Origin of the sequence: Rathayibacter sp. VKM Ac-2762 (genome assembly GCF_009866585.1) — a bacterium.
Classification (GTDB): domain Bacteria; phylum Actinomycetota; class Actinomycetes; order Actinomycetales; family Microbacteriaceae; genus Rathayibacter.
In genome coordinates this window covers 227,157-242,155 of record NZ_CP047419.1, presented here as the reverse complement: position 1 = coordinate 242,155, position 14,999 = coordinate 227,157, and the positions used below count along the sequence as shown (strand labels likewise).

Sequence of the window (14,999 nt, the reverse complement as noted above, 5' to 3'; positions counted from 1 at the left end):
GATCGGGGCGGGCGGGGGGTTCAGGAGGGCCAGACGGCCAGGGGCGGCGCCGTCTCGATCCGGCGCTCGTCGCCGACCACGCGGATCCGGCTGCTCACGCGGTGGTGCCCGGCGGCAGCGGCGACCGCGGTCATGACGAGCTGAGCGTGGTCGCGCGCGAGATGCCCGAAGGCGCTCCGCAGATCGACGGGACGGCCGGTGGCGAGCGACACGGCGATGCGGGCGACCGCCTCCTCCGAGAGGTCGAGGAGGCACGCCTGCTCGGCGAGGACGGCGAAGTCGATCCGCGGCGCGGCCTCCGTGGCGGCACCGGCCGCCCACGGGTGCTCGGGGCGGAGGCATCCGGCGCGGACGAGGAGCTGCTCCGCGGCCTCGAGGCCGGGCCCGGCGAGGACGGGGATCATGCCGCGGTCCGCTCGGCGCGGCGCCCGGAGGCGCGGACCCCGACGGACACGACGGCCGACAGCAGGCAGGCGACGCCGGCGATCAGCGGCGCGAGCCAGCCGAGGACGCTCACCTCGTCGACGTCCGTGCCGAAGTACTGCCAGTGCGCGATGGCGTAGACGAAGAGGGAGAAGAAGCAGAGCGCGACGCCCGTGAGCGCCGACACCAGGTCCGCCGGACGGACGAGGGGCTCGTGCTCCGCAGAGGCGGCCTGCTCGATCGCGGGCTCGGAGGGGGCGGCGGCCGGGACCTGCGGGAGGGTCGCGGTGGCGGGGTGCTGCGTCATGTCTCCGAGGGAACCAGCCGCGCGGTGTCACGGTCGTCACTCGCTGGCATGACGTCCTGAGCCGAGCGGATGGTGGCGCAGTCGGCCGGTCAGGGAGCGACGGGGACGTCCGCTCGGGCCGGTCGGCGTCCGAGCGACGACTGGAACCGCAGCAGGTACCCGTCGGGATCGGCGACCACCAGCTGACGGACGCCCGCCTCCTCCGCTCCGACCCGGTACCAGCGGGTCTCGAGCGGCGAGAACAGCGGCGTCCCGGCCTCGGCGAGCGCCGCCGCCGTCCGGTCCGCGTCGTCGACGTGCAGCTGCAGGTTCATCCCCCGGCCGAGCGGGCGCTCCAGCGGTGCAGCGATCCAGTTGCGGCCCCGCCCCGCCTCTTCGAGCATCACGTGCGCGGATCCGAGGACCAGGTACGCGAAGCCCTCCTCGGGCCGGGCGTAGTGGATCCGGAACCCGCAGGGACCGCACCAGAACCCGAGGCTCCGGTCGAGGTCGGCGACGAGCAGCTCGGGGACGAGATCGGGATCGGCCATCCGCGCGGTCTACGCCTCGGCGCTCTCGGGGCGCTTCGTGCGGCCCGGGAGCAGGAGCAGGCCCGAGACGCCCACGACGATCAGCAGGATGGCCGCGACCGTGACGAAGGAGGCCAGCGCCAGCACGGGCATGATGATCGTCAGGACGCCCGCGATGACCGAGGCGATCCCTGCCGCGATCGGCAGCCACGCGGGGCCGGCGACGGTGCGGCCGCTGGTGATGCTCGAGACGCCGTCGAGGATCCAGCCCGCGCCGATCACGAGGCCCAGGACGCTCAGCGACTCGAACGGGTTCGACAGGCACAGGATGCCCGCGACCAGGATCAGGGCGCCGAGCAGGCCCGCGAGCCAGCGCACCCGGGCATCGAGCCGCGAGGCGGTGAAGGCCAGCAGCAGGCGGAAGACGCCCGCGGCGATCAGGTGGATGCCGAAGACGATGGCGACGGTCAGCAGCGTCGGACCGGGGATCAGGACGGCGATGACGCCGAGCACGATCGCGATCAGCGAGACGGCGATGATCCACCAGCGCTCGACGGAGGTGCGGGACATCGTGGGCGCGGCGGTCTCGGACATGGCGTTCCTTCGCGTCGGGGAGTGCGGACCCCTCGAACGTTAGGGCACCGGGGCGGGGTGGCGCGGGGCCTTGCGCCCGCCCGCCCGAGGACGCAGGTCAGTGGCGCGATCCGGTGCGCGCCGCGGCACGGTGCCGCCGCACGCGGCGCACAACGAGCGCGAGCAGCAGCACGCCGAACGCGCTGTAGATGATCGCGTCGAGCACGCCCGCGTACTGGTCGACGAGCTCGTACTGCGTGCCGAGGGCCGCGCCGAGGCCGATCAGCAGGCCGTTCCAGACGCCGGAGCCGAGGATCGTCAGTCCCGAGAACAGCAGCAGGTTCATCCGCTCGGCCCCCGCGGGGAGCGAGATGAGGCTGCGCACGCCCGGGATGAGGCGACCGAAGAGGACCGCCCAGGTGCCGTGCCGGCGGAACCAGCCGACCGCCTTCTCGAAGTCCTCGCGGTCGACCAGCGGGAGCTTGGAGAGCAGGCGGATCGAGCGCTCCGTGCCGATGCGGTGGCCGAGCGCGTAGAGGATCAGGCCGCCGAGGTAGGCGCCGAGGGTCGCCGTGATCACGACCAGCACCAGGTTCATCCGGCCCTGCTGGGCGAGGAAGCCGGCCAGCGGCAGCACGAGCTCGCTCGGGATCGGCGGGAACACCGTCTCGATCAGCGTCAGCAGGCCGACGCCCGCCTCTCCGAGCGCGGCGATCACCCGCGCGGCGACGCCGACGAGTCCGGAGAGCTCGTCGATGCTGTCGGAGGAGGAGGCGGTCGCCACGGAGGCGGGGGCGAGGGCGAGGGTCGCGATCGTCATGACTGAGAAGCTACTCAGTCCGCCGAGCGCGCACCTGGGAATCCGGCGGCCCGCTCAGGGGCGGCCGGTGAGCACGACGGTGTCCGATCCCTGCAGCCGCACCTCGACCGAGGCGATCTCGGACAGCGGGAGCCCGGTGGCGAGGCTGGGCTCCATCGTCGTCCCCGGCGCGCTCGTCCACGATCCGACGGCCTCGGTGCCGCCCGAGGTGTCCGTGACGTAGAGGACGTAGCCGGCCGAGCCCGCGTACTGCTCGGCCGTGTCGGCCCAGCTGCAGTCCATGTCGATCCGCGTGCCCCACTGCTGCGGCACGAACCGCACGGAGGCCTCGACGGGGACGCCCGGAGCCGCGGCGAGCGAGACGGTCGAGCCGACGGTCTCGACGGGGGCGAGGGACGGACCGATCGCGAGCGGCAGGGCGACGGCGGCGGCGGCCGCGACGCCCGCGGCGGCGAGCACCAGGCCCGCGATGCGCAGCCGGCTGCGGCGGCGGACGGAGTCGGTGGCCGCGGCGAGGCGGGTCAGCAGTGCCGCCGGAGCCGGATCGCCGGCCGCCTCCGGCTCCTCGACCAGGCGCATCGCCTCGTCCTGGGGCAGGTGGGCCAGCAGGCCCGGCAGCGGGACGAACTCGGCGAGGGACTCGCGGCAGCCGGGGCAGGCGCGCAGGTGCAGCTCGTACTCGCGGCGGTCGGCAGCGGTCAGGGATCCGAGGAGGTACGCGGCGTCCCAGTCGCGGAAGGGGTCGTCGCGCCGGTCGTCGGAGGAGGGGTCGCGGCTCACAGCTCCGTCACCCCCCGCTCCTGCAGTGCGAGCTTGAGGGCCCGCATCCCGTAGTGCATCCGCGACTTGACGGTGCCCGGGGCGATCCCCAGCAGCGCGGCGATCTCGGTGACCGTGCGGCCGCCGTAGTAGGCGTGCACGATGACGGCGCGGTGGTCGTGGCTCAGTCCGCTGAGCGCGTCCGAGAGCAGCCAGGCGTCGAGCACCTGGTCGGTGCGGTCGGCGGTCGGGCGCTCAGGGACCTCGTCCGTGCCCAGCTCCCGGGCGTAGCGGGCGCTGCGGCGGTCGTCGATGACGAGGTTCCGGGCCACGGTGTAGAGCCAGGAGCGGGCGGCGGCCTCGCCCTGGGCGAGGATCTCGGGGTGCTTCCAGGCGCGCAGCAGCGCCTCCTGCACGACGTCCTCCGCCATCTGGCGGTCGCCGGTCAGGCGCAGCACGAACCGCCAGAGCGCGCTGGCGTGCTCGTCGTGCAGCGCACGCAGCATCTGGGCCTGATCCTCGGACATCTCCACCTCTTCCTGCACCAACGTTACGGGGGCCCGAACGGTTCAGCCGGTTCGCGCGAGCGGCCGCACTCTGGTACTCCGGAGTCGATGACCTTCCCCGATGCCGACGACGCCGCCCGCGTGCGCTCCTTCCTCCGCGACAACCGCTCGCGGATGCTCGACGACGTCCGGCACCTCGTGATGATCGAGAGCCCCAGCGACTCCCTCGAGGCGCTCGGCGAGCTGCACGCCTTCCTGGTGCACTGGGTGGGAGAGCGGCTCGGGCACGACGCCGACGTGCAGCACCGGCGTGCGCAGGACGCGCCGACCGCGACCAGCTGGACCGTCCCGGCGAGCGGCGGCGCGAGACCGCACCGGGGCACGCGTCCGTTCGTGGCGCTGCTCGGCCACTACGACACGGTGTGGCCCCTGGGCACGACCCGCTCCTGGCCCTTCGCCGTCGACGGCGACCGCCTGAGCGGACCGGGCAGCTACGACATGAAGGCCGGGCTGGTGCAGATGGTGTGGCTGGTGGCCGCGCTCCGCCACGCCGGCGTCCCGCATCCGGCCGTCCGCCTGGTGATGAGCGGGGACGAGGAGATCGGCAGCGCCGCCTCCCGCCCGTTCCTGGAGCGGCAGTGCGCGGGCGCCGACGCGGTCCTGGTGTTCGAGGGCGCGATCGGCGACGCGGTCAAGACGGCGCGCAAGGGCATCGGGCGCTTCGTGATCGACGTGGTCGGGGTCGAGGCGCACGCCGGGGTCGAGCCGGAGAAGGGGGCGAGCGCGATCCACGAGCTCGGCTCGCTGATCCCGCGGGTGCTGGCGATCGCGCGGGAGGAGGAGGGCACCTCGGTCAACATCGGAGTGGTCTCCGGCGGCTCGCGGGTCAACGTGACGACGGCCCGCGTGCGCCTGGAGCTGGAGGCGCGGATCCGCGGATCCGCCGAGGCCGCCCGTGTCGAGGCCGAGCTCGACGCGCTCGCCGCCGCCGACCCGCGCATCCGGCTGGAGGTGCGCGGCTCCTGGGAGCGGCCCGTCTTCGAGCGGACCGCCTCCGTCGCCGCGCTCTACCGCAGGGCCGAGCGGGTCGCGAAGCGGATCGACGTCCCCCTCCGCGAGATCGCGGTCGGCGGGGCGAGCGACGGCAACCTCGTCGCCGCGCTGGGCCTGCCGGTCCTCGACGGGCTCGGCGCCCCGGGCGAGGGTGCGCACGCGCGCAGCGAGGCGATCGGCATCGAGGGCATGCTGGAGCGGACGGCGCTGGCCGCGCTGCTGGTCGCCAGCTTCGGCGACGAGCACTGACCGGCTGCAGAGGAAGGACGAGCGGATGACCCTGTACGAATCGCGCCCCGTGGGCGTCGTGATCGAGGCTCCGGCCGCGGAGGTGTACGCCTTCGTCTCCGACCCGGCGAACCTCCCGCGGTGGGCCGCGGGTCTCGCCTCCTCCGCGCTCGAGCAGGTCGACGGACGCTGGTTCGCCGACTCGCCGATGGGCCGGGTCGAGGTGCGCTTCGCCCCGCAGAACCCGTTCGGCGTCGCGGACCACGAGGTCACGCTCCCCGACGGGACGGTGGTGGACAATCCGCTCCGGGTGCTCGTGAACGGGGACGGCGCCGAGGTGGCCTTCACCGTGCGGCGGCGCCCCGGGATGAGCCTCGACGACTGGGACGAGGACTGCGCGCGGGTCGCGGACGACCTCGAATCGCTCCGGCTGCTGTTCGAGCGCGGGGCGCTGTAGGTTCGTCACAGCTCCGGCGCAGGGCCGGCACCCCTGAGAACGAGGACGCGATGACCTCCCCCGATCGTCCGAGCACCCGCCCCGCAAGCGGCATCGAGCTCAACGGCCTCGACACGATCCAGGAGTCGGAGCGGCACGGCCGCCCTCGCGACCTGTTCTGGCCGTGGTTCGCCGCGAACGTGTCCGTGCTCGGGCTGAGCTACGGCTCCTTCCTCCTCGGCTTCGGCCTCTCCTTCGGGCAGGCGACGCTCGTCAGCGTGATCGGGATCGTCGTCTCGTTCCTCTTCTGCGGTCTGGTCGCCGTCGCCGGCAAGCGCGGCTCCGCCCCGACGATGGTGCTCAGCCGGGCGGCCTTCGGGGTCGACGGCAACCGCCTGATCTCGGTGATCTCCTGGCTGCTCACGGTGGGCTGGGAGACGGTGCTGGCCTCCCTCGCGGTGCTCGCGACGGCGACGGTGTTCGAGGAGTTCGGCTGGGACGGGGGCGTGCTCACCAAGGTGGTCGCGCTGATCGTGGTCGCCGCGCTCATCGTGATCGCCGGGATCGCGGGCTTCCGCCTGATCATGCGGCTCCAGCTCGCGATCACCGTCGCGACCGCCGTGCTGACCGTGGTCTACGTCGTGCTCGTCCTCGACCGGATCGACCTCGCCGCCGTCGGCGCCCTGCCCGCGGGCTCGGCCGCCGCGGTCATCGGCGGGCTCGTGTTCATGATGACCGGCTTCGGGCTGGGCTGGGTGAACGCCGCGGCCGACTACTCCCGCTACCTCCCCCGCGGTGCCCGCACGAGCGGAGTGATCGCGTGGACGACGATCGGCGGAGCGGTCGCGCCTGTCGTGCTGGTGGTGGTCGGCCTGCTGCTGGCCGGCTCCTCGCAGGAGCTCTCGGACGCGATCGCCGCGGACCCGATCGGAGCCCTCGCCGGGATCCTGCCGACCTGGTTCCTGCTCCCCTTCATCGTCGTCGCGCTGCTCGGCCTGATCGGCGGGGCCGTGATGGACATCTACTCCTCGGGCCTGGCACTGCTCAGCACGGGGCTCAAGGTCTCGCGGCCGGTGGCCGCAGGGATCGACGGCGTGCTGATGGTCCTCGGAGCGGTCTACGTCGTGTTCGTCGCGGGCGACTTCCTCGGCCCGTTCCAGGGCTTCCTGATCACCCTCGGCGTGCCGATCGCGGCCTGGCTCGGCGTGTTCCTCGCCGATCTCCTCCTCCGTCGGCGCGACTACGACCAGGAGGCCCTGTACGACTCCCGGGGCCGCTACGGCAGCGTGTCGGCGGTCCCCGTGGCCCTCGTGCTGATCGGCGCGGTCGTCGGCTGGGGCCTGGTGGTCAACTACTCCCCCGGGTTCGAGTGGGAGGGCTACCTCCTCGGCCCGCTCGGCGGCCGCGACGGCGACTGGGCCGGCGCCAACCTCGGCGTCCTCGTGGCGCTCGTGATCGGCTTCGCGGGAACGCTCGCCCTCTCGCGCGGGGCCGTCCGCCGCCAGGAGGCCTCGGCGTGAGCCTGCTCGTCGCGATCGACCTGCAGCACGTCTTCGCCGACGCCGAGTCGCCGTGGGGATCCGGCGGATTCGAGCGCGCGGCCGAGGGGATCCGCCGGCTCCTCCCGGCGTTCGGCGAGCGGGTCGTGACCACCCGCTTCGTCGCCCCGGAGCGGCCCGCCGGCGCGTGGATCCCCTACTACCGCGAGTGGCCGTTCGCGCTCGTCCCCGAGAGCGACCGGCTCTACGAGCTCGTGGCCGGGTTCGAGGGCCACCGCACGATCACCGCGACGACCTTCGGCAAGTGGGGGCCCGAGCTCGAGGCCGAGCTCGACGACTCCCGCGAGCTCGTGCTCACCGGCGTCTCGACCGACTGCTGCGTGCTCTCGACGGCGCTGGCGGCCGCGGACGCCGGAGTGCGGGTCAGGGTCGCCGCGGACGCCTGCGCGGGCGCCTCCGAGGCCGACCACCAGCGCGCGCTCGACGCCATGTCCCTGTACGCGCCGCTGATCGAGATCACGACCGTGGACGCGGTGCTGGCGGACCTGCGCGACCGGGGCTGAGACCGCGGGCGGGACGCGAGCCGCTTGCGCCGGTCGGCCCTGCGCGTCGCGGGGCGACCCCGTCACCCGGCATGATGTCGGCATGTCCTCCACCGACGAGCGCGTCAGCCCGGCTTCCCGCACCCTGGTCATCGGCGAGGCGCTGATCGACATCGTCGAGCGCGACGGCAGCGCCACGGAGCACGTCGGCGGCTCCCCGGCCAACGTCGCCCTCACGCTCGCCCGACTCGGGCGGCCCGCGACCCTCGTCACCGACATCGCCGACGACGAGCGCGGCCGCCGCATCAGCGCCCACCTCGCGGCTTCCGGCGTGGAGGTCCGGCACGGCGACTCGGAGCGCACCAGCACCGCTCGGGCGGTCCTCGCCGCGGACGGGTCGGCCCGCTACGTCTTCGACCTCTCCTGGAACCCGCCGGCGGCGGACCCGGAGGGCGCCTCCCACGTCCACACCGGCTCCATCGCGATCTTCCTCGAGCCGGGCGGATCCGCCGTGCTCGAGCTCCTCGAGGCTCTGCCCGCCGGAGTGACGGCGAGCGTCGACGCGAACATCCGCCCGGCTCTGGTCGGCGCGCACGCCGAGGCGCTCGCGCGCTTCGAGCGGATCGCCGCCGCGTGCGAGGTCGTGAAGCTCAGCGACGAGGACGCGGAGTGGCTCTACCCGACGATGCAGCTCGACGAGGTCCTCAGCAGGCTGCTCTCCCTCGGGTCGCAGCTCGCGGTCGTCACCCGCGGCGCGGAGGGACTGCTGCTGGCCTCGGCCGTCACGCGGGTGACCGTGCCCGCCGCCCGGATCGTGGTGGCGGACACGATCGGCGCCGGCGACTCCGCGATGGGCGCGATCCTCGACGAGGCGTTCCGCCAGGGCCTCGGCGCCGCGAACGGGATGCTCCTCGACGGCCCCGCCCTGCACGCGATCGGCCGTCACGCCGCGCACGTCGCCGGCATCACGACCTCCCGCTCCGGCGCGAACCCGCCCACCCGCGACGAGCTCTGAGGGCCGGGGGCGGACCTTCTGCAGGACACCCCTGGTGCTCGCGTCGGGACGCGGAGATACTGGGCGCACCTCGACGGAAAGGCGTGCCGTGCCCACTTCACTGAGCCCCTACATCGGCTTCGACGGCTCCGCGCAGGAGGCGATGGAGTTCTACCGGGACGTCCTCGGCGGCGAGCTCAGCTCCAGCCGCTTCGGCGACTTCGGGATGAGCGCGGATCCGGCCGACCAGGACCGGATCATGCACGCCCAGCTCGTCACGCCGAGCGGGATGATCCTGATGGGCTCCGACTCCCCCTCCTCGAGCCCGGCCGAGAGCGGCGCCCGCATCACGATCGCGCTCTTCGGCGACGACGACGCCGAGCTGAGCGGCTACTGGGAAGGCCTGGCCGAGGGCGGCACGGTCGTCGAGCCGCTGGTCGCCTCGCCCTGGGGCGACCGCTTCGGGATGCTGGTCGACCGCTACGGCGTCGGCTGGATGGTGAATATCGCCGCTCCGCCGGCCTGACGCTCCTCCCCAGCACGGGATCGGGGCACGCCTCCCCCGGGTGCGTCCACCCGTCCCGCCGGGCGCCGCGGCGGGCGCAGAATGGAGGGGCCGCTCCCGCTCCGGGGGCCGTCCCACCTCTCACGAAGGCTGCAGATGACGATCACGCTCGGGTACAAGGCATCGGCGGAGCAGTTCGGCGCCCGGGAGCTCGTCGAGCTCGCGGTCGGCGCCGAGCGGCACGGCTTCGAGACCGCGGTCGTCTCGGACCACTTCCAGCCGTGGCGGCACACGGGCGGGCACGCGCCGTTCTCCCTCGCCTGGCTCGCCGCGGCCGGTGAGCGCACCTCCACCATCACCCTCGGCACCTCCGTGATGACCCCGCACTACCGCTACAATCCCGCCGTCATCGCCCAGGCGTTCGGCACGCTCGGCGTGCTCTACCCCGAGCGGATCATGCTCGGCGTCGGCACCGGCGAGGCGCTGAACGAGGTCGCCACCGGCTACCAGGGCGCGGGCGAGCAGACCTGGCCGGACTTCAAGGAGCGCTTCGCCCGCCTGCGCGAGGCCGTGCGGCTGATGCGCGCGCTCTGGGCGGGCGACCGCGTCACCTTCGACGGCGAGTACTACTCCACGCACGAGGCGTCGATCTACGACAAGCCCGAGAGCGGCGTGCCGGTCTACATCGCGGCGGGCGGCCCCGTCGTCGCGAAGTACGCCGGCCGCGCGGGCGACGGCTTCATCTGCACATCGGGCAAGGGCATGGAGCTCTACACCGAGAAGCTGCTCCCCGCCGTCGAGGAGGGCGCCGCGGCGGCCGATCGCGACTCCTCGACCATCGACCGCATGATCGAGATCAAGCTCTCCTACGATCCCGATCCGGCGCTCGCGCTCGAGAACACGCGCTTCTGGGCGCCGCTCTCGCTGTCGCCGGAGCAGAAGCACTCGCTGACCGATCCGGTCGACATGGAGCGCGCCGCCGACGAGCTGCCGATCGAGCAGGTCGCGAAGCGCTGGATCGTCGGCTCCGACCCCGAGGAGACGGTCGCGCAGATCAAGCCCTACGTCGACGCGGGCTTCACCCACCTGGTCTTCCACGCCCCGGGCGACGACCAGCAGCGCTTCTTCGACGCCTTCGAGCGCGACCTCGCGCCGCGGCTGCGCGCGCTCTGACCTCCCGCCTCCGCCACGACCCCCTTCGGAAGGGCCGCTCCCGCATGACCACGGCCACCCTGCTCGCCCGGCTCGACCGCGGCGAGGCGCTGACGCGCGAGACCGCCGAGGAGCTCCTCGGCGCGCGCGGCGACGACCTCGACCTGCTGCTGGAGGCCGCCGGCCGCCTGCGCGACGACGGACTCGCCCGCCGCGGACGGCCCGGCGTCGTCACCTACTCGCGGAAGGTCTTCGTCCCGCTGACCAAGCTCTGCCGCGACCGGTGCCACTACTGCGTCTTCGTGGAGACACCGGGCGGGCTCGCGGCCAAGCGCGAGTCGACCTTCATGGAGCCGGAGGAGATCCTCGAGGTCGCCCGCGCCGGTGCCGCGCTCGGCTGCAAGGAGGCCCTGTTCACGCTCGGCGACCGCCCGGAGGACCGGTGGCCGGTCGCCCGCGCCTGGCTCGCCGAGCACGGCTACGCCTCGACGCTCGAGTACGTGCGCGCGATGGCCGTCCTGGTGATGAGCGAGACGGGCATGGTCACGCACCTGAACCCCGGCGTGATGTCGTGGGCCGAGCTGCAGCGGCTCCGCCCGGTCGCGCCCTCGATGGGCATGATGCTCGAGACGACCGCCGAGCGCCTCTGGTCCGAGAAGGGCGGTGTGCACTACGGCTCCCCGGACAAGGACCCGGCGTTGCGCCTGCGCGTGCTCGAGGACGCGGGCCGCAGCCGCATCCCCTTCACCACCGGCGTGCTGCTGGGCATCGGCGAGAACGCGGCGGAGCGGGCGGACGCCCTCTTCGCGATCCGCGAGTCCCACGAGCGGTGGGGCCACGTGCAGGAGTGCATCGTCCAGAACTTCCGCGCGAAGCCGCGGACGGCCATGCAGAACGAGGTCGACCTCGAGCTGCAGGAGTACGTGGCCAACGTCGCGGTCGCGCGCCTCGTGCTGGGCGCTGAGGCGACGATCCAGGCGCCGCCGAACCTCACCGACGAGCAGGAGCTCGGGCTGCTGCTGCGCGCCGGGGTCGACGACTGGGGCGGTGTCAGCCCGCTCACGGCGGATCACGTGAATCCGGAGCGCCCCTGGCCGAACATCGACGACCTCGCGCGGCTCACCGCGGCGGCCGGCTACCGGCTGCACGAGCGGCTGACCGCCCACCCGCAGTACCTCCGCGACTCGGCCACCTGGATCGATCCGCGCGTCGCTCCCTACGTCGAGGCACTCGCCGACCGCGGGACCTGGCTCGCCGACGAGGCGGCGGCGGTCCTCCCCCGGCCCTACCGCGACTCGCTCGACCCCCTGCCCCGACCGGTCGCGCCCGCCCTCGGCGCCGTGCTCGCCCGGGCGAAGACGGACCCCGCCGGTCTCGAGGACGCCGACTACCTCGCCCTGCTCGCAGCCGACGGCGACGACCTCGACGCCCTCTCCGCTCTGGCGGACGACCTGCGGCACGACGCCGCCGGCGACGAGGTCTCGGTCGTCGTCAACCGCAACATCGACACCTCCCTCTGGGGAGTCGGCGGGCTGACCGTCGAGCGGCTGGAGGAGCTCGCCGACGAGGCGGTCGCGCTCGGCGCCACCGAGCTCTGCCTCCAGGGCGCGATCGGACCGGAGCACCCGGGCGACGATCTGCTGCTGATCGTCCGAACGCTGAAGGAGCGGCAGCCCTCGCTGCACCTGCACGCCTACCGGCCCGGCGAGATCCTCGAGGTCGCCCGGCGCACGGGCCGAACCCTGCCCGCGATGCTCGACGCTCTGCGCGAGGCCGGCGTGGACTCCGTCCCGGGGACCGCCGCCCGCATCCTCGACGACGACGTCCGCGCCGTCCTGAGCGAGGGGACGGACCCGACCGTGGCCGAGTGGCGGGAGGCGATCACGGCCGCGCACCGCAGCGGCCTCCGCTCCACCTCGACCATGGTCTACGGACACGTCGAGACCCCCGAGCAGCAGCTCGCGCACCTGCGCACGCTCGCGGCGATCCAGGACGAGACGGGCGGCTTCACCGAGTTCATCGCGATGCCCTTCGTCCCGGCGGAAGCGCCTCCCGCCGTGGTGCGCGCGAGCCGGGGCGGGCCGACCCTCCGCGAGACCCGCGCCGTGCACGCCGTCGCACGGCTCGTCCTCCACGGCCGGATCGCCCACGTGCAGACCGCCTGGACCAAGCTCGGACTGCACGCGGCGCAGGTCCTCCTCCGCGGCGGGGCGGACGACCTCGGCGGCCTGCTGCTCGACGGCGCCCTGCGGCCCGAGGCCGGAGCGGAGGCCTACCGCTCGCTCGACATCGCGACCGTCGCCCGGCTGAGCGGCGAGATCGGCCGCGGCTGGCGCCAGCGCACCACGACGTACGGCGTGGTCGCGCCGGAGAGGGCGCTGCGGGCGGAGCCTGTCGCAGCGGCGGGTCCGCAGCGGATGCGCCTCCCGGTCCGCGGGACCCGCCGGGCGTCATGACCCGCTCCGAGTACCTGCGGCGCCAGGCCGATCTGGTCCGGGAGGAGCGGATCGAGTCGGACAGCGCCACCGTGCGGCTGCTGACCGCGGGCGCCGAGAGCCCGCGCGCGGTCCTGCTGCTGACCGGGGTCGGCCGAGGCGCGCGGAGCGACACCGGGCTGCTGCTGCCGATGCTGGCGCGGCGCCACCGCGTCGCCGCGCTCGAACTCGCCGATCTCGGCGACCCCTGGCGCGACGGACCCGCCGCGGTCCGCGCCGCCCTGGACGCGCTCGGCGCCGAGGAGGCCGTCCTGATCGGCCACTCGCTCGGAGCCGCCGTGGCCCTCGCCACGGGCGATCGGCGGGTGCGCGCCCTCGCCCTCGTGGCCGGATGGCTGCGCCCGACGGAGCGCCTCCTCCGCACGGCGCGCCTCTGGCCGATGCTGCCGCCCGAAGCGCAGGAGGAGGCCGCTCGGCTCCTCGCCGTCCGCTCGGCCACCGCCTCCTCCCCGTGGGGCGCCGACGCCGCCAGGATGCTCGCCGCCTCCGCCCGGGCCGACGTCGCTGCGGCCGCCTCGGACTGCCGGGTTCCCGCCCTCGTGGTCGGCTGCTCCGCCGATGCCGTCGCAGGAGTCGAGGGCGCCGAGGCCCTGCTCGGCGCGATCGACGACGCCCGCTACGCCGTCCTCGACTCCGGTCACGCGGTGCTCGCCGAGCGGCCCGCCGAGCTCCTCGCCGTCCTCGAGCACTTCCTCGCCGATCCGCACCGCGACCCGGCGGGCAGCGTCCTGGCGAGGACGACGGTCTGATGGACGTCGACGTCGTCGTGATCGGCGCCGGGTTCGCCGGCCTCGGAGCCGCGGTCCGCCTGGAGCGCCGCGGCGGGACCTCGTTCGTCGTGCTGGAGCGCGCCGAGCGGATCGGCGGGACCTGGCGGGACAACGTCTACCCCGGGGTCTCCTGCGACATCCCCTCGCACCTCTACTCCTACTCCTTCGCCCCGGAGGCCGACTGGTCGGCGTTCTACGCCCCCGGGGCCGAGATCCAGGCCTACCTCGAGCGCGTCGTCGAGAAGGAGGGCCTGGCGCCGCGGCTCCGGCTGGGGACCGAGGTGCTCGAGGCGGTCTTCGACGAGGAGGCGCACCGCTGGCGGGTGCGCACCTCCCGGGGCGACTACTCCGCCGCGGTCCTCCTCGTCTGCGCGGGGCGCCTCTCCGAGCCACGCCTCCCGGCCGTCCCGGGCCTGGATTCGTTCGCGGGTCCCGCCTTCCACTCCGCACGCTGGCGGGACGACGTCGATCTCGACGGGAAGCGCGTCGGCATCGTCGGCTCGGGAGCCTCCGCCGTGCAGATCGTGCCGCACCTCGCCGAGCGCGCCGCCGAGGTGGTGCTCTTCCAGCGCTCGGCCCCGTACGTCGTCCCCCGCCGGAACCGCCCGTACCCGCCGGAGGAGCGCCGAGCCCTCTCCCGTGCGCCCGGGGCCCTCGCGAGGCTCCGCGAGGAGCTGTTCTGGCGCGCCGAGCTCGGCTTCGCCGGCCGTGTCGCCGTGCCCGAGGCCATCGATCGGCTGCGGGCGGAGGCGCTCGGCCACCTCGAGGCGCAGATCATCGATCCCGCGCTCCGCGCCGTGCTGACTCCGGACTACGAGATCGGCTGCAAGCGCGTGCTCCTCTCGGACGACTACTACCCCGCTCTCGCGCAGCCGCACGTCCGCGTCGTCCCCGGTCCGCTCCGGCGCCTCGAGGAGGGGGCCGCGCTCGGCGACGACGGCGTCCCGCACGGGGTCGACGTGCTCGTCTTCGCGACCGGCTTCCACTCCACGCGGCCGCCCTTCGCCCGGCGCATCCGCGGCCGCGGCGGCGTCCTCCTCGCCGACCGCTGGGCCGACGGCATGGTCGCGTACGAGTCGACCGCGGTCCACGGCTTCCCGAGCCTCTTCGTCGTCAACGGCCCCAACGCGAGCCTCGGCCACAACTCCGCGGTGCACATGATCGAGACGCAGATCGCCTACGTGCTCGCCGCGCTCGACCACCTCGCGGTCTCCGGCGCCGACCGGCTCGAGGTCACCGCCGAGGCCGAGGCCGCCTCCGTCGCACGCCTCGACGCCCTCAGCGCCGACACCGTCTGGACCAACGGCGGCTGCCAGAGCTGGTACCTGGACGACAACCGGCGACTCACGCTGCTCTGGCCCGACTTCGCCTTCGCCTTCCGCGAGGAGCTCGGCCGGTTCGACCCCTCGGCCTACACGACCTGACCGC

Annotated in this window: 17 protein-coding genes; 10 read left to right on the top strand and 7 right to left on the bottom strand. The window is 74.1% G+C overall.

Annotated features, from left to right (window positions below; all coding sequences use genetic code 11):
* Positions 1-20: 20 nt before the first annotated feature.
* From GTU71_RS01265 to GTU71_RS01235, 7 genes are all read right to left on the bottom strand, one after another.
* Positions 21-404, bottom strand: a complete 384-nt coding sequence (locus tag GTU71_RS01265) for a hypothetical protein (RefSeq protein WP_159939131.1) — start codon at positions 402-404, stop codon at positions 21-23.
* Entirely contained in the window at positions 401-730 is a 330-nt protein-coding gene (locus GTU71_RS01260; RefSeq protein WP_159939130.1) for a hypothetical protein, read from the bottom strand. The genes GTU71_RS01265 and GTU71_RS01260 overlap by 4 nt, the downstream gene beginning before the upstream one ends.
* A gap of 89 nt (positions 731-819) precedes the next feature.
* Positions 820-1,260: a VOC family protein gene (locus GTU71_RS01255; RefSeq protein ID WP_104225074.1), complete on the bottom strand. Its 441-nt coding sequence runs from the start codon at positions 1,258-1,260 to the stop codon at positions 820-822.
* A 9-nt stretch (positions 1,261-1,269) separates the two neighbouring features.
* Positions 1,270-1,833, bottom strand: coding sequence for a DUF308 domain-containing protein (locus tag GTU71_RS01250; RefSeq protein ID WP_104225073.1), 564 nt, complete (start codon positions 1,831-1,833; stop codon positions 1,270-1,272).
* A 97-nt stretch (positions 1,834-1,930) separates the two neighbouring features.
* A complete protein-coding gene (locus GTU71_RS01245; RefSeq protein ID WP_104225072.1) occupies positions 1,931-2,632 on the bottom strand; it encodes a DedA family protein in 702 nt (233 codons plus the stop codon).
* Positions 2,633-2,686: 54 nt separating this feature from the next.
* On the bottom strand, positions 2,687-3,412 hold the full coding sequence (locus GTU71_RS01240; RefSeq protein WP_159939129.1) for a zf-HC2 domain-containing protein: 726 nt from the start codon (positions 3,410-3,412) through the stop codon (positions 2,687-2,689).
* A complete protein-coding gene (locus GTU71_RS01235) occupies positions 3,409-3,918 on the bottom strand; it encodes a sigma-70 family RNA polymerase sigma factor (RefSeq protein WP_104225070.1) in 510 nt (169 codons plus the stop codon). Before GTU71_RS01235 ends, GTU71_RS01240 begins: the two co-directional genes overlap by 4 nt.
* Before the next feature lie 87 nt (positions 3,919-4,005).
* On the opposite strand from GTU71_RS01235, the gene GTU71_RS01230 reads away from it, so the two are divergent.
* The 10 genes from GTU71_RS01230 (at position 4,006) to GTU71_RS01185 (ending at position 14,995) form a co-directional block, all read left to right on the top strand.
* Complete coding sequence (locus GTU71_RS01230; protein WP_104225069.1) at positions 4,006-5,199, top strand: M20/M25/M40 family metallo-hydrolase; 1,194 nt, start codon at positions 4,006-4,008, stop codon at positions 5,197-5,199.
* 25 nt (positions 5,200-5,224) lie between these two features.
* A complete protein-coding gene (locus GTU71_RS01225) occupies positions 5,225-5,635 on the top strand; it encodes an SRPBCC family protein (protein ID WP_104249452.1) in 411 nt (136 codons plus the stop codon).
* 50 nt (positions 5,636-5,685) lie between these two features.
* Entirely contained in the window at positions 5,686-7,134 is a 1,449-nt protein-coding gene (locus tag GTU71_RS01220) for a cytosine permease (RefSeq protein WP_104225067.1), read from the top strand.
* Positions 7,131-7,676 carry a cysteine hydrolase gene (locus GTU71_RS01215; protein WP_159939128.1) on the top strand — a complete coding sequence of 182 codons (546 nt, stop codon included), beginning with the start codon at positions 7,131-7,133 and terminating at the stop codon, positions 7,674-7,676. Before GTU71_RS01220 ends, GTU71_RS01215 begins: the two co-directional genes overlap by 4 nt.
* A gap of 82 nt (positions 7,677-7,758) precedes the next feature.
* Complete coding sequence (locus GTU71_RS01210) at positions 7,759-8,670, top strand: carbohydrate kinase (RefSeq protein ID WP_159939127.1); 912 nt, start codon at positions 7,759-7,761, stop codon at positions 8,668-8,670.
* Positions 8,671-8,758: 88 nt separating this feature from the next.
* Complete coding sequence (locus GTU71_RS01205) at positions 8,759-9,175, top strand: VOC family protein (RefSeq protein WP_159939126.1); 417 nt, start codon at positions 8,759-8,761, stop codon at positions 9,173-9,175.
* 135 nt (positions 9,176-9,310) lie between these two features.
* Positions 9,311-10,327 carry a glucose-6-phosphate dehydrogenase (coenzyme-F420) gene (fgd, locus tag GTU71_RS01200; protein ID WP_181067747.1) on the top strand — a complete coding sequence of 339 codons (1,017 nt, stop codon included), beginning with the start codon at positions 9,311-9,313 and terminating at the stop codon, positions 10,325-10,327.
* 44 nt (positions 10,328-10,371) lie between these two features.
* On the top strand, positions 10,372-12,762 hold the full coding sequence (gene cofG, locus GTU71_RS01195) for a 7,8-didemethyl-8-hydroxy-5-deazariboflavin synthase CofG (RefSeq protein WP_159939125.1): 2,391 nt from the start codon (positions 10,372-10,374) through the stop codon (positions 12,760-12,762).
* Positions 12,759-13,550, top strand: coding sequence for an alpha/beta hydrolase (locus GTU71_RS01190; protein WP_159939124.1), 792 nt, complete (start codon positions 12,759-12,761; stop codon positions 13,548-13,550). Before cofG ends, GTU71_RS01190 begins: the two co-directional genes overlap by 4 nt.
* The gene (locus GTU71_RS01185; RefSeq protein ID WP_159939123.1) at positions 13,550-14,995 is read left to right on the top strand and encodes an NAD(P)/FAD-dependent oxidoreductase; all 1,446 of its coding nucleotides are present in this window, start codon (positions 13,550-13,552) and stop codon (positions 14,993-14,995) included. Before GTU71_RS01190 ends, GTU71_RS01185 begins: the two co-directional genes overlap by 1 nt.
* The last annotated feature ends 4 nt before the right edge of the window (positions 14,996-14,999 follow it).

Excerpts from the sequence above, each read along its gene's own strand:
- GTU71_RS01220 (WP_104225067.1), top strand. The coding sequence starts at position 5,686 with ATGACCTCCCCCGATCGTCCGAGCACCCGCCCCGCAAGCGGCATCGAG.
- GTU71_RS01250 (WP_104225073.1), bottom strand. The coding sequence starts at position 1,833 with ATGTCCGAGACCGCCGCGCCCACGATGTCCCGCACCTCCGTCGAGCGC.
- GTU71_RS01210 (WP_159939127.1), top strand. The coding sequence starts at position 7,759 with ATGTCCTCCACCGACGAGCGCGTCAGCCCGGCTTCCCGCACCCTGGTC.
- GTU71_RS01190 (WP_159939124.1), top strand. The coding sequence starts at position 12,759 with ATGACCCGCTCCGAGTACCTGCGGCGCCAGGCCGATCTGGTCCGGGAG.
- GTU71_RS01235 (WP_104225070.1), bottom strand. The coding sequence starts at position 3,918 with ATGTCCGAGGATCAGGCCCAGATGCTGCGTGCGCTGCACGACGAGCAC.
- GTU71_RS01185 (WP_159939123.1), top strand. The coding sequence starts at position 13,550 with ATGGACGTCGACGTCGTCGTGATCGGCGCCGGGTTCGCCGGCCTCGGA.
- GTU71_RS01260 (WP_159939130.1), bottom strand. The coding sequence starts at position 730 with ATGACGCAGCACCCCGCCACCGCGACCCTCCCGCAGGTCCCGGCCGCC.
- cofG (WP_159939125.1), top strand. The coding sequence starts at position 10,372 with ATGACCACGGCCACCCTGCTCGCCCGGCTCGACCGCGGCGAGGCGCTG.
- GTU71_RS01230 (WP_104225069.1), top strand. The coding sequence starts at position 4,006 with ATGACCTTCCCCGATGCCGACGACGCCGCCCGCGTGCGCTCCTTCCTC.
- GTU71_RS01255 (WP_104225074.1), bottom strand. The coding sequence starts at position 1,260 with ATGGCCGATCCCGATCTCGTCCCCGAGCTGCTCGTCGCCGACCTCGAC.
- GTU71_RS01225 (WP_104249452.1), top strand. The coding sequence starts at position 5,225 with ATGACCCTGTACGAATCGCGCCCCGTGGGCGTCGTGATCGAGGCTCCG.
- GTU71_RS01265 (WP_159939131.1), bottom strand. The coding sequence starts at position 404 with ATGATCCCCGTCCTCGCCGGGCCCGGCCTCGAGGCCGCGGAGCAGCTC.
- fgd (WP_181067747.1), top strand. The coding sequence starts at position 9,311 with ATGACGATCACGCTCGGGTACAAGGCATCGGCGGAGCAGTTCGGCGCC.
- GTU71_RS01245 (WP_104225072.1), bottom strand. The coding sequence starts at position 2,632 with ATGACGATCGCGACCCTCGCCCTCGCCCCCGCCTCCGTGGCGACCGCC.